The 14,546-nt window shown below is 52.2% G+C and carries 14 protein-coding genes; 5 read left to right on the top strand and 9 right to left on the bottom strand.

The annotated features are described in order from the left end of the window. Nucleotides 1–133: 133 nt before the first annotated feature. Together trhA and NSS64_RS09575 are read right to left on the bottom strand one after the other, a co-directional pair. The gene (trhA, locus tag NSS64_RS09580; protein WP_341139970.1) at nt 134–781 is read right to left on the bottom strand and encodes a PAQR family membrane homeostasis protein TrhA; all 648 of its coding nucleotides are present in this window, start codon (nt 779–781) and stop codon (nt 134–136) included. A 158-nt stretch (nt 782–939) separates the two neighbouring features. Then, nucleotides 940–2,457, bottom strand: a complete 1,518-nt coding sequence (locus NSS64_RS09575; RefSeq protein WP_340940039.1) for a carboxypeptidase M32 — start codon at nt 2,455–2,457, stop codon at nt 940–942. Between the two features lie 231 nt (nt 2,458–2,688). Between NSS64_RS09575 and NSS64_RS09570 the strand changes: the two genes are divergently transcribed. The 3 genes from NSS64_RS09570 to NSS64_RS09560 all read left to right on the top strand — a co-directional run bounded on the left by NSS64_RS09570 (nt 2,689) and on the right by NSS64_RS09560 (nt 4,139). Beyond that, nucleotides 2,689–3,252 (top strand): beta-class carbonic anhydrase, encoded by a 564-nt coding sequence (locus NSS64_RS09570; protein ID WP_036733547.1) that lies wholly within the window; start codon nt 2,689–2,691, stop codon nt 3,250–3,252. A gap of 165 nt (nt 3,253–3,417) precedes the next feature. Further along, complete coding sequence (locus NSS64_RS09565) at nt 3,418–3,852, top strand: hypothetical protein (RefSeq protein ID WP_340940038.1); 435 nt, start codon at nt 3,418–3,420, stop codon at nt 3,850–3,852. Then, on the top strand, nt 3,852–4,139 hold the full coding sequence (locus NSS64_RS09560) for a YxcD family protein (RefSeq protein ID WP_341139969.1): 288 nt from the start codon (nt 3,852–3,854) through the stop codon (nt 4,137–4,139). The genes NSS64_RS09565 and NSS64_RS09560 overlap by 1 nt, the downstream gene beginning before the upstream one ends. Before the next feature lie 269 nt (nt 4,140–4,408). Here the strand turns inward: NSS64_RS09560 and NSS64_RS09555 are convergent, their stop codons facing one another. From NSS64_RS09555 to NSS64_RS09545, 3 genes are read right to left on the bottom strand one after another with little or no spacing between them, the layout of a single operon-like run. Next, nucleotides 4,409–5,401, bottom strand: coding sequence for a pectinesterase family protein (locus NSS64_RS09555; protein WP_341139968.1), 993 nt, complete (start codon nt 5,399–5,401; stop codon nt 4,409–4,411). A 47-nt stretch (nt 5,402–5,448) separates the two neighbouring features. Continuing rightward, nucleotides 5,449–6,951 carry an extracellular solute-binding protein gene (locus NSS64_RS09550; RefSeq protein WP_341139967.1) on the bottom strand — a complete coding sequence of 501 codons (1,503 nt, stop codon included), beginning with the start codon at nt 6,949–6,951 and terminating at the stop codon, nt 5,449–5,451. A 40-nt stretch (nt 6,952–6,991) separates the two neighbouring features. Then, on the bottom strand, nt 6,992–7,849 hold the full coding sequence (locus NSS64_RS09545; RefSeq protein WP_445667835.1) for an ABC transporter permease: 858 nt from the start codon (nt 7,847–7,849) through the stop codon (nt 6,992–6,994). 380 nt (nt 7,850–8,229) lie between these two features. On the opposite strand from NSS64_RS09545, the gene NSS64_RS09540 reads away from it, so the two are divergent. After that, nucleotides 8,230–9,114, top strand: coding sequence for a carbohydrate ABC transporter permease (locus tag NSS64_RS09540; protein ID WP_340940032.1), 885 nt, complete (start codon nt 8,230–8,232; stop codon nt 9,112–9,114). 132 nt (nt 9,115–9,246) lie between these two features. On the opposite strand, the gene NSS64_RS09535 is transcribed toward NSS64_RS09540, so the two are convergent. The 3 genes from NSS64_RS09535 to NSS64_RS09525 form a co-directional block, all read right to left on the bottom strand. Then, nucleotides 9,247–11,502 (bottom strand): AraC family transcriptional regulator, encoded by a 2,256-nt coding sequence (locus NSS64_RS09535; protein WP_341139965.1) that lies wholly within the window; start codon nt 11,500–11,502, stop codon nt 9,247–9,249. 180 nt (nt 11,503–11,682) lie between these two features. Then, nucleotides 11,683–12,051: a hypothetical protein gene (locus tag NSS64_RS09530; RefSeq protein WP_340753135.1), complete on the bottom strand. Its 369-nt coding sequence runs from the start codon at nt 12,049–12,051 to the stop codon at nt 11,683–11,685. 180 nt (nt 12,052–12,231) lie between these two features. Next, nucleotides 12,232–13,071, bottom strand: a complete 840-nt coding sequence (locus NSS64_RS09525; protein ID WP_036733524.1) for a DegV family protein — start codon at nt 13,069–13,071, stop codon at nt 12,232–12,234. 151 nt (nt 13,072–13,222) lie between these two features. Here NSS64_RS09525 and NSS64_RS09520 point away from each other — a divergent pair, with 151 nt between their 5' ends. Next, the gene (locus NSS64_RS09520) at nt 13,223–13,450 is read left to right on the top strand and encodes a hypothetical protein (RefSeq protein ID WP_340940027.1); all 228 of its coding nucleotides are present in this window, start codon (nt 13,223–13,225) and stop codon (nt 13,448–13,450) included. Between the two features lie 184 nt (nt 13,451–13,634). On the opposite strand, the gene NSS64_RS09515 is transcribed toward NSS64_RS09520, so the two are convergent. After that, nucleotides 13,635–14,504, bottom strand: coding sequence for a phosphotransferase family protein (locus NSS64_RS09515; RefSeq protein ID WP_341139964.1), 870 nt, complete (start codon nt 14,502–14,504; stop codon nt 13,635–13,637). Between the last annotated feature and the right edge of the window lie 42 nt (nt 14,505–14,546).

The following is a 14,546-nucleotide window of genomic DNA, read 5'->3' as shown; positions in this document are numbered from 1 at the left end:
GCTTCACAACGTCCCTTATGATACCGAAAACAAAGAAAGATGTCAAGTCTTTTTACTTGTCATCTTTTTCTTTGCCCAAAACCGGCATTCCCGCCCTCAAATCCAGCACCAGTACTGCCCTATATCTCCCGCATTAATGAATAGGGAGAATGTATAACAATACAACGAAGAAGTGTAGAACGGTTCCCGCAAGCACGAATAAATGCCAGATCGCATGATGGTACGGGAAGCCGCGCCATACATAGAACACGGTGCCCAGAGTGTACAGCAGTCCGCCAATCATCAGCAGAGTCATCCCGCCGCTGGCGACAGCATGAGACAGAGGGCTCCAGGCGATTACGATCATCCAGCCCATCGCAATGTAGAAAACGGTGGACATGAACAGGAATTTTTTGACGAAAAAAGCCTTAAAGAAAACTCCGAATACCGCCACTCCCCAAGCGATGCCGAACAACGTCCAGCCCAGCGGTCCGCGGATCGCCACCAGCATAAACGGGGTGTACGTTCCGGCAATGAATAAGTAAATCGAAGAGTGGTCAAGGAATTCAAAGAAGTCCTTCGCCTTGCCGTCTCTGAGACTATGCACCATCGTTGAATTAAAATACAGGATCAGCATAGTAGCGCCGTAAATGGAGAAACTGACTACATGCCAGGCTGTGCCGTTCTGAACAGCATATACGACCAGCAGAACCAGCGCAGCAATACTTAATAGAGCGCCGATCCCGTGTGTAACCGCATTTGCTACTTCTTCCTTCCGGCTGTAAGTATGAGTATTTGCCATGCCACGATTCCTTCCGTTTGCGGTTTCCTTCTATTATAGCCGTTTCTCCGAAGTCCTTCCAGCTTGAAGTACGCCGCAGTCAGGCCGCTGCTGCACCATTCAGTCGCTTGAGAAGCCATTATTCGCAGCTGTGCTGTTGCAGCAGGGTTCTTCAAGACTTATAGCTTGTAGAGCTCGGTATACTTCGCTTCCAGATAATCCGCCAGATAATCGGGATTCAGCGGTTCGCCTGTGACTTGCTCGATAATCTGCGAAGGGGTCAGGCTCTGGCCGTAGCGGTATACCTTGTCAGTAAGCCATTCTTTGATCGGCAGCAGGTTACCGGCGGCAATCAGCTCTTCGAACTCCGGTAGTTCCTTACGCAGGGTGTTCAGCATTTGTGCCGCATACATGTTACCCAGGGAATAGGAAGCGAAATAGCCGAAGTCTCCACCGGACCAATGAACGTCCTGCAGTACGCCAAGCGCATCCGTAGGCGGTGTAATACCTAAGTATTCCTGATACTTCGCATTCCAGGTCTTAGGCAGATCCTTGACTTCAAGCCCTTCATTGAAAATCAGCTTCTCAATCTCATAGCGCACAATAATATGCAGGTTATACGTCAGCTCATCGGCTTCAATCCGGATGAAGGAATTGCCTACACTATTGATCGCCCGGTAAAAGTCTTCCATCTCCACGTTCGCAAGCTGCTCCGGGAAATGCTGCTGCAGATCGCCGTAGTAACGCTGCCAGAAGGCCCGGCTGCGGCCGATCATATTCTCCCACAGTCTGGACTGGGATTCATGAATTCCCATGGAGGCGCCCTGTGCCAGGGGTGTACCGATCAACTCTTCACCGAAATTCTGCTCGTACAGGGCATGTCCGCCCTCATGCAGCGAGCTGAAGATGGAGCTGGTCACATTGTCCAGCAGATAGTTCGTTGTAATGCGGACATCGCCGGGGTTCAGCCCTGTAGCGAACGGATGTACACTCTCATCCAGACGTCCTGCCTCGAAATCATAGCCCATCTGTTCGAGTAAGAAGAGGCCGAATTTCTCCTGCTGCTCCTTAGGGAAGATCTGGCTCAGGAATCCGGTGTCCGGCTTGTTCGGCGAAGCATTGATCGCTTCGGCCAGCGGCACAAGACGGCTGCGCAGACGGGTGAAGATCGCATCCACCTTCTCAACGGTCAAATCGGGCTCGTACATATCCAGCAAAGTGTCATAACGCGAGCCTTGCACACCCCAATAATCAATGAACTCTTGTTTGAAGGCCACAATCTTGGTCAGATAAGGCTCGAAGGAGGCGAAATCATTATCATCCTTAGCCTCTTCCCAGATCGTCTGCGCATGGGCGGTGAGCACCGAATATTCCTCGAAGGTCTTGGAGGGAATGCTTTTGCTGCGCTGGTACTCCTTGCGGGTATCCTTCACAATCTTATTCTGATTGCTGTCCAGCTGCTCCGCTACTTCCGGGCGGCTGAAATATGCTGTGAACGCCCCGATCTCCTCCGATACCTGGAGTCTGAATGCTTCTGCACTCAGCATCCCCAGCGTGGCGGAACGGATCTCTACACCTTTGCGGGGCGCGCCTGTACGCAGATCCCAGCCCAGAAGTCCAATTGCTTCATAATAGCCTTTGATTTTAGATAATAGCTCGCTGAATTTATCCCATTGTTCCCGGACCTGCTGTTCCATGTCTGAGCACCTGCCTTGTCATTTTTTTCTACTCCTCTTGATGATACTTTTTATAATCGTTATAATCAAATTCGGGCTGTATCTCTTCAAATTTGAAGTAGTTAACGGCTCACAGGCGCGGAGACAGACTCTGCTTAAATTTTGCAATATTTGATTACAGGAAGCCCTTTATGTTCGCGGCAAGACGCAGTACAATGGATTACAGTTTAATCTTAAGGAGGCACATGGCTTATGAGTCAGGTTACAGACATTTTAGAGTTCAACAAGCATTTTGTAGAGGAAAAAGCATATGAGAGCTATCTGACCAGCCGCTTCCCGGATAAAAAAATGCTGATCATCACCTGTATGGACACACGGCTTGTTGAGCTTCTGCCCAAAGCAATGAATTTCAAGAACGGTGATGTCAAAATCATCAAAAATGCCGGAGCCATCATCTCCCAGCCGTTCGGGAGCGTCATGCGCAGCGTAATGGTTGCGCTATACGAACTGGACGCGGACGAAGTGATTGTCGTCGGCCATTATGAATGCGGCATGGCTTCCCTGAATGCTGACCATATGATTAACTCCATCAAGGAACGCGGCGTGTCCGAGGAAGTACTCAGTACTTTGGAGAATTCGGGGATTAAGCTGACCAAATGGCTGCGCGGGTTTGACAACGTAGAGGAAGGGGTAATTCAGACTGTGGAGCTGATTAAGCGCCATCCCTTACTCCCCCCAAACGTACCTATTCACGGCATGATCATCGATCCGGCTACCGGAGCGCTTGAGCTTGTCTCGGACGGATACGCGGACTAAGGCAACTCTCTGATACTGCTGTTTGCGCGGGTCCCGGACCCGCGCTTTTTTTGTGTAAATTCTTATTTATTAAAAATTGAAACCTTAGCCTCCGCTCTGCGTATTACCGGGCAACAGCCGGGTAAACTGGGTGTTACCAATACTTCTAGGAGGTTCTTGTACTCAATGAAACCAATGAAACGTGTAATGATGATCGTTATGGCCTTCACACTGTTCTTCGCCGTCACTGTTCCTGACTTCGCAGATGCCCGCCGCGGCGGGGGCTTCAAATCAGGAAGCCGGGGCTTCACGACGACCCCGAAGAAATCAACCACTGATAATGTGAAAAAAAGCGATAGCACCAAAAGCAACACCAACGGAACTGCAGCGAACGCGAACCGCGGCTTCTTCAGCGGCGGCGGACTGATGAAAGGCCTGATGATCGGCGGAATCGCCGGCTTCCTCTTCGGCGGCATGTTCGCCGGAATGGGCGCTTTGGGCAATATTATCGGATTCATGATTAACATGCTGGCCATCTACTTCGTCGTGATGCTGATTATGAACTTCTTCAAGCGCAGACAAGAAAGACGCCGCCTGGAAGAAAGAGACGGACGCTACTAATGGGTGTTACCGTTCTTAGTATGGACGAGATTATCAACGCGATCTGCCTGCATATGGCGGAACGCAAAGCCGTACGGGTCGAGGAAGTCCAAGTCGAGCTCAGCTGGGACGAGGACACCGGCTACACCGCAGAGGTCTGGATACAGGGAAGAAGCCAGTATCTGGTGGAGTCCAACATGATTGAGTCCATTCTTCGCTACGTCCACAGCGAATACGGCATCCGTGCTTATCGTGAGGATGTACGGCTGGAGCTGGACGAAGAGATTACAGCGGTTGTGAAGTCGTAAGCGTTGCAAGACTTGATTCGAATAAAGGGATGGCCCCGGGTAGCGGGGTCATCCCTTTATTGTCCATCCATGATAATCACAAGATATAACAATTGTACTAAGACTTTTTATGTTTTGGGATTAGCCGTGACTCCAGAGAAGTTTTGGACTTCCGGCCGCTGTTGTATGCAGATTTCTTGATTTATCCCATTTTTAACGGTTGAAATCCGCATACAAAGGCGGTCGCTTCCGCTCCTCCAGTTCCAAAATTCCCCTCCGCCACTTTTCCCTTAATTTAAGTTTTCAAGTTCAATCTGTATAACTTCTCCTCCTGACGTCAGGAACCCGGCCAGTACATCCTCCCTGCTGACCCGCGCACTGCCGCTACCGTGCAGCTCAGCCCAAGGCGCACGCTGCTGCCGCAGAATCGCCGCAGTTCCTTCAGAAGTGTACTCCGCATGCCTGACCGTCTGCTCACCCCCAGGCTCGCCCCAATGAGCCCAGCCTTGGGGGTGGATATGCTGGCCCATCCGGCAATCCATAAAGACTGTCTTGGCATGCTCCCGCCATGGACGGCCCAGGTAAACCGGCGCTGTTCCCGGCTCAGCACTCAGATAACATTGATTGAATACATAACCAAAGGCTTGCCCTTCAGGAGTGGAGGCAGCCGTGATATAGCCTGCATGGCCTCCGCTATTCCGCAGGCTGTGCAGCGTACAATGCTCGAAGTAGGCCGTTGCTCCACCAAAGATATAATCTACCGTTCCCTCAATGTAACAGTGCTGGTACAACTGGCGGTACTGCGCATGATGCTCCCGCAGCGGAACGCCGCCGAACAGCAGACGCTCTCTGGGGGCTGGAGGCAGCGGACCGGTGAACAGCGTGTCCTGATGGCCTTTGAACGTACAATTTCGGAATACCGTCTCATCACAATGGGCGTACACCGCCACAGCCTGCCCTACCTCGCTGCCTTGTCCCGCTGTATTGGAGACGGTCAGATTCTCCAGCACCAGCTTCCTGCCGCCCAGGAACAGGGTGGGAGTGGCAAAGGTCCCGATCTCTTCCCCCTGCTCATCCAGCTCCCGGGCATAGCGGTTCATCGTGATCTCCACTTGTCCGATGCCGATGATACGGAGACAGGAGCGGTAGACCCGCACCTCCTCCTTGTACACTCCAGGCATAATGTAGAGTGTTGCCTCTGTGTCCGGGTCCAGCCCTTCCAGGGCATCGACTGCCTCCTGAATGGTCGAGTAATCGCAAAAGCCCTCCTTGCCCACCAGCATCCCTTTTCCCATCCCCTCTCAGACTCTAGCCTTCGCTTAAGGCTTGCTTACTTCTGTGTCAGTTTGTATGCAGCTTCGTATTCCTCGGTGATCTTTGTTCCGCCGGAATCCTTCCAGGTCTGCACGGCTTTCTTGAAGGCCGCCTCATCCGATTGGCCCATGATATATTTGAAGGTAGCATCTGTGATGATCTTTTGCAATTCCGTTCCCTGCTCATTATTGGTAGCCGAATCCAGCGGAACGGTGGGGTCAAGCACAGCGAACTTATCATTCTCGCGGATCAGCTCATTGGCCAGCTGCTTCTCAGGGTTCGCATCCTTAAGCGTATAGGCAATCTCACTAGGTCTGCTGGAGGAGAAAGGCTGCACATCCGCCTGCCACAACTCGGTGTTCAGAATCTTGAACGCGCCGTTCTCATCATATTCATAGTGGGTCCCTTCGATTCCACCCGTCATCAGCATGAACGCCTTCTCATCGATCAGGTCATTGACGAACTTCAACAGCCGCTTAAGCTCTGCTTCGGTCTTCACCTCTGATTTTGGAAAAGCCATCAATCCGCCGATCCCGCTGCCCTCAGACCAGATATGATACTGTCCATCCCCATTCGAGATCTTGTTCACCGGCACCAGCTCCATGCCCGGCTGCAGATCCTGCGCCAGTGTTCTCAGACTGGAGATGTCCACCATCCCGGTATAGATCCCGGTCTTCCCCTGCGCGAATTGCTGCTGCTGGTCCGTTTTGGCTGTAACTGCGAAATCCTGCGCCAGGTATCCGTTCTCATAGAGCTTTTTGGAGAAATTCATCGTGTCCATATATTCCGTTGTATCGAATTCAGGGATGAACTTGCCGCTATCGTCCACCTTCCAGCCATTGGGCGTGCCAAAATAGGAGCTTAGCGTTTTGAAGCTGCTGTATTTCAGCTCCGATCTGTCTCCAAAGCCTGTCGTGTCCTTCACACCGTTGCCGTCCGGGTCATCCTCTGTGAAGGCTCTGGCCACTTCATACACCTCATCCAGCGTCTTCGGAACCGGCAGACCCAGCTTATCCAGCCAGTCCTTGCGGAAGATCAGACCGGAACGCGCCAGATTCTTCTGGAAGGGAACACCGTACAGGACGCCTTCAATCGAAGCCGCTTCCTTCAGCTCAGGAGCAATCTTCGCCAGATTACTGAACTCTGAGAGATAAGGGCCCACATCCCAGAACAGCCCTGATTTCAGTGAGCTTCTAACCGATGAATTAGTCATCATGGTCAGGGTAACAATGTCTGCAAGCTCCCCGGAGGCCAGCGCCGTAGTGATCCGCTCTTCCTTGGAAGCATCGGGCACCCAGTTGAAGGTGATTTTGCTGTTGGTATATTCCTCAAGCAGGGATTTGATCGTATCGGTCGGCGGCGAAGCGGTGTGCAGAATATTCAGCCATGTTAATTCAAGTGTCGAATTCAGATCCTCTGCAGCGGCAGTCTCCTTCTCTTCCTTGTCTCCGCCGCAAGCCGAGAGCATAGAGGTAGCCATTGTAGCGATTGCAATTAGCGTGACCCATCTTTTGTTCATAACACTTCTCCTTTGGTAGATGAAATAGTTAGTCTTAGCCTTAATACACGCCGTCTTCGCCCATCTTCTTGGCCAGCTTATTGGAGAGCATCACGAGAATTAACCCGACAACGCCCTTGAACATGCCTATCGTGGTGCTGAAGCTTAATTGCCCGTTCTTGAGGCCCGCCGTATAGATATAGGTATCGAAAATCTCGGCGACACTGCGGTTCAGCGAATTCAGCAGCAGATACATATGTTCGAAGCCGAGATCCAGCGTGCTGCCGATTTTGAGAATCAGCAGGGTAATAATCACGGGACGGATCGCCGGCAGTGTAACATGCCAGGTCTTGCGCAGACGGCTTGCCCCGTCCATCTCTGAGGCTTCATAGAGCTGCGGGTCCACTACAGTAATAGCTGCCAGATAGATAATGGTCGACCACCCCAGCTCCTTCCAGATAATCTGCAGGATATAGATCGTCCGCAGCCACTCCGAAGAGGTGAGGAAGCTGATTTTGTTGCCGCCGAGACTGGCGATCAGCTCATTGATGACCCCGCCATCCACCGTCAGGAACACATACGTAATAGAGACAATAATGACCCAGGACATGAAGTGCGGGATGTAGATAATCGTCTGAATCCAGTTCTTGAGATAGCGTCCCTTCAGCTCGTTCAGCATCAAGGCTACAATAATCGGCAGCGGGAAGAAGATCACAATGTTCATGGCAAACAGAATCAGGGTGTTACGCAGCAGCTGCATGAACGTAGGCTCCGTAAATAATCGGATGAAATGCTTCAGGCCGACCCACTCACTCCCGGTAATCCCCTGGAACGGCTGATAATTCTGGAATGCAATGATCAGCCCGCCCATGGGCAGATATTTGAAGATGATGAAATACAGCAGCCCGGGCAGGATCATCAGATACAGCAGCTTGTATTTGTTCAGAGCCGTAAGAGCGCGTGCGCCTTTCCCCTTTTCGATAGTCAGATTTGGTGTTGCGGTGATGCTTGTTGCTTTCACATGTCAGCCTCCTTTGCTCGTTCCTGTTACGGTCTCAGCGTAAGAAATTTCTTACATTACGTATATAATCATTATGTGATAGCGTTTACAGAACCCGCGTGGCTGCGGGGTTAATGCCCATCAGATCTCCTCTCAGGATTACCTGCCTAGGCTAATGATTATTCTGCGGAGACGGGCTGGACAGGGCTGGCCTGCGAACACCTCATGCCCGGATTATATACGTAATTTCTGCTCCTTGTTACAGTGAAGAGGTACTGAAAACCGAGGAGGATCACAGAATGAACCCTAGCTCACGTAGAAAAGAATCGGTCGGCGGAAGGATCTTCACCTTCGTTAATACAGCCATACTCGTTCTGATTGCGCTTGTCTGCTTATTGCCCTTCGTTAATATCATTGCCAGCTCCTTCGCGACTACCCAGGAGGTCATGGCCAAGCGGTTCATCTTATTCCCTACTACCTTCTCCCTGGATGCGTACCGCTACATTCTCTCAACGCCTACCATCTTCCGGGGACTCGGGGTATCCGTAGGTGTCACCGTTGCTGGAACCGTAGTCAGTATGCTGCTTACCGCGCTGATGGCCTACGGCTTGTCCAGGCGATACCTGCCAGCCCGCAATACCATTAACTTCATCGTCGTCTTCTCCATGCTGTTCAGCGGCGGAATGATCCCTACCTTCCTGGTCGTCAAAAGTGTCGGCCTGATCAACTCGTACGGGTCCCTGATCTTCCCGGTTGCCGTCAATGCCTTCAACATGATTATCATGCGCAACTTCTTCCAGGCGCTGCCTGACAGTCTGGAGGAGTCCGCCAAGATCGACGGGAGCAATGACTTCGGAATCTTCATGCGGATCATGCTGCCGCTGGCCCTGCCTTCCATCGCCACCATCTCCCTGTTCTATGCGGTTGCTTACTGGAATACGTACATGAACGCGATCCTCTATATGAATGATTCGGCAAAATGGCCGATCCAGGTGCTGCTGCGCCAGATCGTTATTGTGTCCAGCGGGATGCAGGCCGAGGGAACCTCGGTCGATATTGTGCCGCCGGCCCAGACGATCAAAATGGCGGTCATTGTCATCGCCACCGTGCCGATGCTGGCCGCTTATCCTTTTGTACAGAAGCACTTCACCAAGGGCGCCCTGCTCGGAGCAGTCAAGGGCTGACGGCCCGCCGTTCTTCTTCCTTCCGAATCCAAAGAACATATGCAGAAACGGTACCGCCTTGAAGCAAGGACGGTACCGTTTCTGCATGAACCCCTGATCCAGGCTCTCTCCTGAACCAAGCCCCTATTCCTGCTAAAATATCTGCTGCTCCCCCTGCTTCAGCTTCCGGTAAGCGCCAGGCGTAACCTGCTCCTTCTTGCGGAAGGAGCGGATGAAATTCTGCGGATTATGATACTGCAGCCGTTCGGCAATCTCTTTGATCGTCATATCCGTCTCCGTCAGCCACCGTTTGGCCATCTCCAGGCGGTAGTTCATGAGGTATTCGCTGAAGGCGGTGCCGTACTCTTTTTTGAAGATGCTGCTTAGATAATTCGGATTGTAATGAAGCCGCTCGCCGATCCCCTCCAGCGTAAGCTCACGGTCATACTCCGCGTGCACAATGTCGGTGATCTTATCCGAGAGACAGCGGAACTGCTTGCTGGTCTTGTCCTTCATGCTGTACATCATGGGGTAAATAACCTCCTGCACCAGCATCCGCTCCATCTCTTCGGGATTGCGGATGTCCAGCAGGCGGTGATACAGCTTATTGTTATCCTGGGTCAACAGGACGCTAACCCCCAGATGCTGCTCCAGCTGGATCAGATTATTCACGAGCCGCACCAGCATGACCTCGAATTTCAGGGTGCTCTTGTTCTTGCCCATCAGCTCCGCCAGGAACGGATAGAGCGCAGCCGTAACCTGCTCCTTGTCCCCCAGCCGGATGGCATTGAACAATTGCGTCTCCAGCTCTGCCGGATAATGCAGCGACACCGGACCGGAGACGACCATGGATATATCCTCATAGAAGATAATTGATTCCTTACCCAGATTCAGCCGCTGATGCAATGCCTGCTTGCTCATCTCCCCGGCTTCCTTACTCTCTAACAGATTGCTGTAAAAGTTGCTGATGCCGATGCTGATCGACACCTTCAGATAATCGCGTACCGCCTTCAGCAGAGCTGCCGCATAATCCGTCACTTCCTTATTCATCCCGGCATCGCTGTACCCGGCGAAGGTCAGGATCGTAGCCTGGGTATCATCGTTCAGTATAATAGGCTGTAACCGCTGCTGTGCCGGGATAAGTTCCTCCACCATCTTATTGACGGCCAGCAGCAGGACATCCTTGTCCGAGGCCTCCCGGCCGCCCAGACTGTCCAGCTGAATCAGCATCGCCGCATAACGGTGCTTCTCTGACAGGTTATACCCGAACCGGAGCAGACTCTGCTCCAGCTCCTCGGCCGAGACGCGGCTGCGGAACAGATTAAGGATCAGCTGCGTCTCCAGCCGGGGCATTTCCGATTCGATCAGACTCTCAAGCGAAGCCTTCTCCGAGATAATCGTATCAATCGAATGCCGGATATATTCCAGCTCATTCCTGGAGTTCACCTGCGGAATAACGGGCAGGCTGCGCTTAAGCTGCTCAATCGGCTTGGTGAAATATTGGGAGATCATATAAGCCACCACCCAGATCAGGAGAATCAACAGCAGCCCCATCGCGGAGATCCCGAACTTGGTCATCTCCAGGGAGCGGGTAATCTCCGCCTGATCCAGCACGGTCAGATAGATCCAGTTATTGTACGAGGACTTGGCATAGATTAGCTTCAGACTGTCACGGCCGGAGAACTTCTGCTGTACCGTCCCTTTGTCCTCCATGGAATTGATCGTCCCGGCAAGCTGGCCGAACTGCTCCGGGGCTAACAGCCCATTGCCGGGATCAGATTCATACATCAGTTCACCATGCTTGTTCAAAATGTAGACGGCTGCGTCTTCCCCGCTGTTTATCGTGGCATTCAGGGTATGTAATGAAATGTCGGATAAGGCAATCGCCTGTTTCTTACTGGAGAACACCGGCAGTGTATTCACGAACCGGATGCCTTTGTCCGTCTTCATCCAGAAGAGGCTCTGCTCCTGATTCTCAATATACTGCTCCCGGAGCTGCTGGACCTCCCCGGCAGTGAGATTGCTGAGCTTCTCATTCAGGATCTGCCAGTTCTGCACCAGACTGATCAGCGAATATTCCGTTCCTTCAGCCGCCATGGAGGCGATATAATTCAGCTGCGAATTCACATTCCGGTAGGCGATGAAGTCTTGCACGGTAATCGGATGGGTCACGACCTCCTGAAAAGAGCTGGTGGTGCTATAGGTGTTGAACGCGTATTCTATCGTTTGGATTTTATGCTCCAGATTGTTCTTGATCTGCTCGATATAGCTCTGCTTGCTGCTGGAGAACCGCTCGACCACTGAATCGATGGTACTGATGTAGATATAGCTTCCGAAGCCGACCACCAGTCCCACGCCAAGAATTAATATAGGTATAAAGATGCCGTAGAACATTCTTCCTTTGCTCATTGTGTTTCCCCTTTGATTTGATAGACTCTACTAAATTATAGCGCTTTCATGAATGCGGTTCCATGATTATTTTCACGTGTGCAATTTGCAGACTGCCCGGTTAATACCAGTGCGCAGCAAAAAACCGGACCAGCGATAGGCTGATCCGGTCTGTTCACATCCTGGGGCTATAAGCCTTGCTTAGAGCAAGGAAATTGTCAGCAGTTCGAACAAGACCAGCGGCATAATTACATTGCTGTTCACCGTACCGGGATATGGGTAGCCCGGGCCCGGATATCCCGGACCTGGATAGGGCTTGTAATAAGGATTGTAATATCCGCGGCCCATATCTGTGGCTATGGTTACAACCAGGTACATATTCTTACTGTCCATACCGGCAAGCGTACCCTCATGCATCTGACCGTCAAGGGTCTGCACCTGCACTTGGTGATTCAGATACGGCTTACAGGACTGGTGAAGGGAATCGCGGACCCCGTTCAGATGCTGGACCACCGCCGGGTCTGCCTGATAGATCACCGGCGTCTGCGTGCCGGAAGAAGTTGTCGACATAGGTGTATGACCTCCGTGTAATTGGATTTGCTTCATACTATGCACCTGCCCAGTCCGGTGTGCCTAGCCTGCTCCCCGCCGTTCATTCGATCCGCATACACAGACCAAACAGCCGTACACCGGAAAGTCCGGTATACGGCTTAATTTTCACTTTTCTACAAGTGCTGTGCGTTTATATTTTTAAAAAGCCACGCCAATCCCGCCCTGGCCGGCATAGGTTCCCATTACAGGTCCCATCGTGGACAGCAGAACCTCCTTGAAGGGATGCTTCTCCAGAATACGCCGCTTAATCTCCAGCGCCAGTGTCTCACAATTGCTATGCACAATCGCGATTACCGCCTGCTCATAATCATGCTGCTTCTGGTCCAGCTTGGCCAGCAGATGGGTCAGCGCCTTCGGTAGTCCGCGCGTCTTCTCGACGACTTCAACGATTCCCTCGTCACTGATCTTCAGCAGCAGCTTAATGTTCAGCACGGAAGCCACCGCGCCGGAGATCCGGCTCAGCCGTCCGCCCTTGATCACATTCTCCAGGGTGTCCAGCGTGAAGTACGCCGTTGTCTCTTCGACCTTCTTCAGCACTCTGTCCTTCAGTTCAGCCAGACTTGCTGCGGTGAGTGACCATTTGGCCGCCATGGCGACAATCAGGGTCAAGCCGCCGGAGAACAGCTTGGAATCTATAATTTCAATCGCATTCGGATGTCCTTCTTCCTCGTACATCTCCTTAGCAATCATTGCGGTCTGATAAGTACTGCTAATATTAGAGGACATGCAGATGACCAGAATGTCAGTGCCTGCTTCCACTTGCTTGAAGCTGTCCAGGAAGGTCTGCGGACTCGGGCTTGCAGTCGTCGGCAACTCCTTCGATTCATGCATTTTGTCATAGAAATCCTTCGCATTCATATCATCCGGCATCAGCTCATGGCCGAAATGAACCGGCAAATGAACAATGGAGATGTCATACTGCTTCGTGTATTCAGGGGGTAGATCCGAACCGCTGTCCGTAATTATCTTGATGGGCATCAGAATGCTCTCCTTTCAATTCTATACCATTATAGTTACCCTTTCCGGAGATCAATAGTACAATTTATAACTTGTCAAAATCGGACTTTTGTGCTTAGTCCTACTTATGTTATGGTTGAAGCATATGGTTACAGAAATGGAGTGTATTAAGATGAGCAAGAACCGAGTATGGAACCGGGGCAAGCATAATGGCGCCGGCCTGTCCAAGAAAGCACCGGCTGCCGCAGAATCCGAGGGTGTTGCCGAGACCGCTGCGTCAGAGGACCACAGCGCCGAGGTAATTAACGAGCGGATTGATACCGTCAAGCCGATGAACCGCAGCAACTGGGTCACCCGGCCCGCCCGCGTGAAGCCGCAGAACCCGGAGCGTAAGAATTAAGCAGCTTAACAACTGACATGCTTCGCATTCTATGGAAGCACAATTCCCCCACAACCTTGCTTATCATGCAGGCACAAACGGCTACGCCGTCCTTATGAGGATGGCGTAGCCGTTTCTGCTTGCACTAGTCGGCCGGAGAACGGTGAGCTTGTTAGAACTGGTACCATCCAAGCGGGGTATCCCGCTACAAGGATTCAGTCAGACTATCCGGCACGTACCGGTTCTCACGCATTAGCGTCCGGATTACCTTCAGCGTGTTCCGCTGAACCGGGACACCCGTTGTCCGGTGCAGCTGAAGCCAGCGCAGGGCAGCCAGTGCCTCGAATCGCTCCAGCTCAGCCGGGCTGTAGCTGCTTTGGTCGATAAAGGCCGACCGGTATACGCCAGCGAACCGCTCCCCGGCGTATACCCGGAAGAGCAGTATAGACCACGCTATATCATACCTTGGATCGCCAAGCTGAACATTCGTCCAATCGATAATGGTAAATGCCCCCGCAGCCTCCAGAATATTGCCCAGATGATAATCACCATGAATCAGCTGGTGTGCGGTAAGCTCTGCCCGCTCCGCCAGCTCCAGCGCCAGCGTTCGGATCTCCGGCTGCTCCGCCCAGGCAGGGAAGAAGTAATCTGCGAAATCATAACGCGGTACCTTCAAGCCACTGGATGAATCGATCTCCAGCTTATGTACATCAAGCAGATTAGCGGCTATGGCTGTAAGGCTGGCGGCATTTACCTTCTTGACTGGTATACCATCGAAGCTGGTTAACAGCACCTGATGACCCTCAGCATCTAGCCCCCAGGCATACGGCCGTGAGACTGCGCAGCCCTGCCGGAGCATCTGCTCCAGCACCTGATACTGAATAGAGACATCCGGCCGGGACTCGCGGTTCCATATTTTCAGCACAAGCTTCATTTCCGGCAGTGTAATGCCGCACACCTCCGCTTCCAGTCCCCCCTTCATCGGGGTTACGGCCGCCTCTTCCAGCCTTGCCAGCAGTCCTCCACTATCTTCACCCTGCTCTTGCCAGCGGATATCGCTCAGAACATTATTCATAGTTATAATTCCCCTCTCCAAGGAACGATCTGCTGCTCATTA

This window comes from Paenibacillus sp. FSL H8-0122, from assembly GCF_038005345.1.
GTDB lineage: Bacteria > Bacillota > Bacilli > Paenibacillales > Paenibacillaceae > Paenibacillus_AQ.
Note: the sequence above shows the minus strand (reverse complement) of the source record. Positions and strands in the feature narration are given on the sequence as shown.

Coding starts and splice junctions, on each gene's coding strand:
- NSS64_RS09530 (WP_340753135.1), bottom strand. CDS start 12,051: ATGTCGACAACTTCTTCCGGCACGCAGACGCCGGTGATCTATCAGGCA.
- NSS64_RS09525 (WP_036733524.1), bottom strand. CDS start 13,071: ATGCCCATCAAGATAATTACGGACAGCGGTTCGGATCTACCCCCTGAA.
- NSS64_RS09535 (WP_341139965.1), bottom strand. CDS start 11,502: ATGAGCAAAGGAAGAATGTTCTACGGCATCTTTATACCTATATTAATT.
- NSS64_RS09515 (WP_341139964.1), bottom strand. CDS start 14,504: ATGAATAATGTTCTGAGCGATATCCGCTGGCAAGAGCAGGGTGAAGAT.
- NSS64_RS09575 (WP_340940039.1), bottom strand. CDS start 2,457: ATGGAACAGCAGGTCCGGGAACAATGGGATAAATTCAGCGAGCTATTA.
- NSS64_RS09545 (WP_445667835.1), bottom strand. CDS start 7,849: ATGATCCTGCCCGGGCTGCTGTATTTCATCATCTTCAAATATCTGCCC.
- NSS64_RS09540 (WP_340940032.1), top strand. CDS start 8,230: ATGAACCCTAGCTCACGTAGAAAAGAATCGGTCGGCGGAAGGATCTTC.
- NSS64_RS09550 (WP_341139967.1), bottom strand. CDS start 6,951: ATGAACAAAAGATGGGTCACGCTAATTGCAATCGCTACAATGGCTACC.
- NSS64_RS09555 (WP_341139968.1), bottom strand. CDS start 5,401: ATGCTGGTGGGCAAGGAGGGCTTTTGCGATTACTCGACCATTCAGGAG.
- NSS64_RS09560 (WP_341139969.1), top strand. CDS start 3,852: ATGGGTGTTACCGTTCTTAGTATGGACGAGATTATCAACGCGATCTGC.
- trhA (WP_341139970.1), bottom strand. CDS start 781: ATGGCAAATACTCATACTTACAGCCGGAAGGAAGAAGTAGCAAATGCG.
- NSS64_RS09570 (WP_036733547.1), top strand. CDS start 2,689: ATGAGTCAGGTTACAGACATTTTAGAGTTCAACAAGCATTTTGTAGAG.
- NSS64_RS09520 (WP_340940027.1), top strand. CDS start 13,223: ATGAGCAAGAACCGAGTATGGAACCGGGGCAAGCATAATGGCGCCGGC.
- NSS64_RS09565 (WP_340940038.1), top strand. CDS start 3,418: ATGAAACCAATGAAACGTGTAATGATGATCGTTATGGCCTTCACACTG.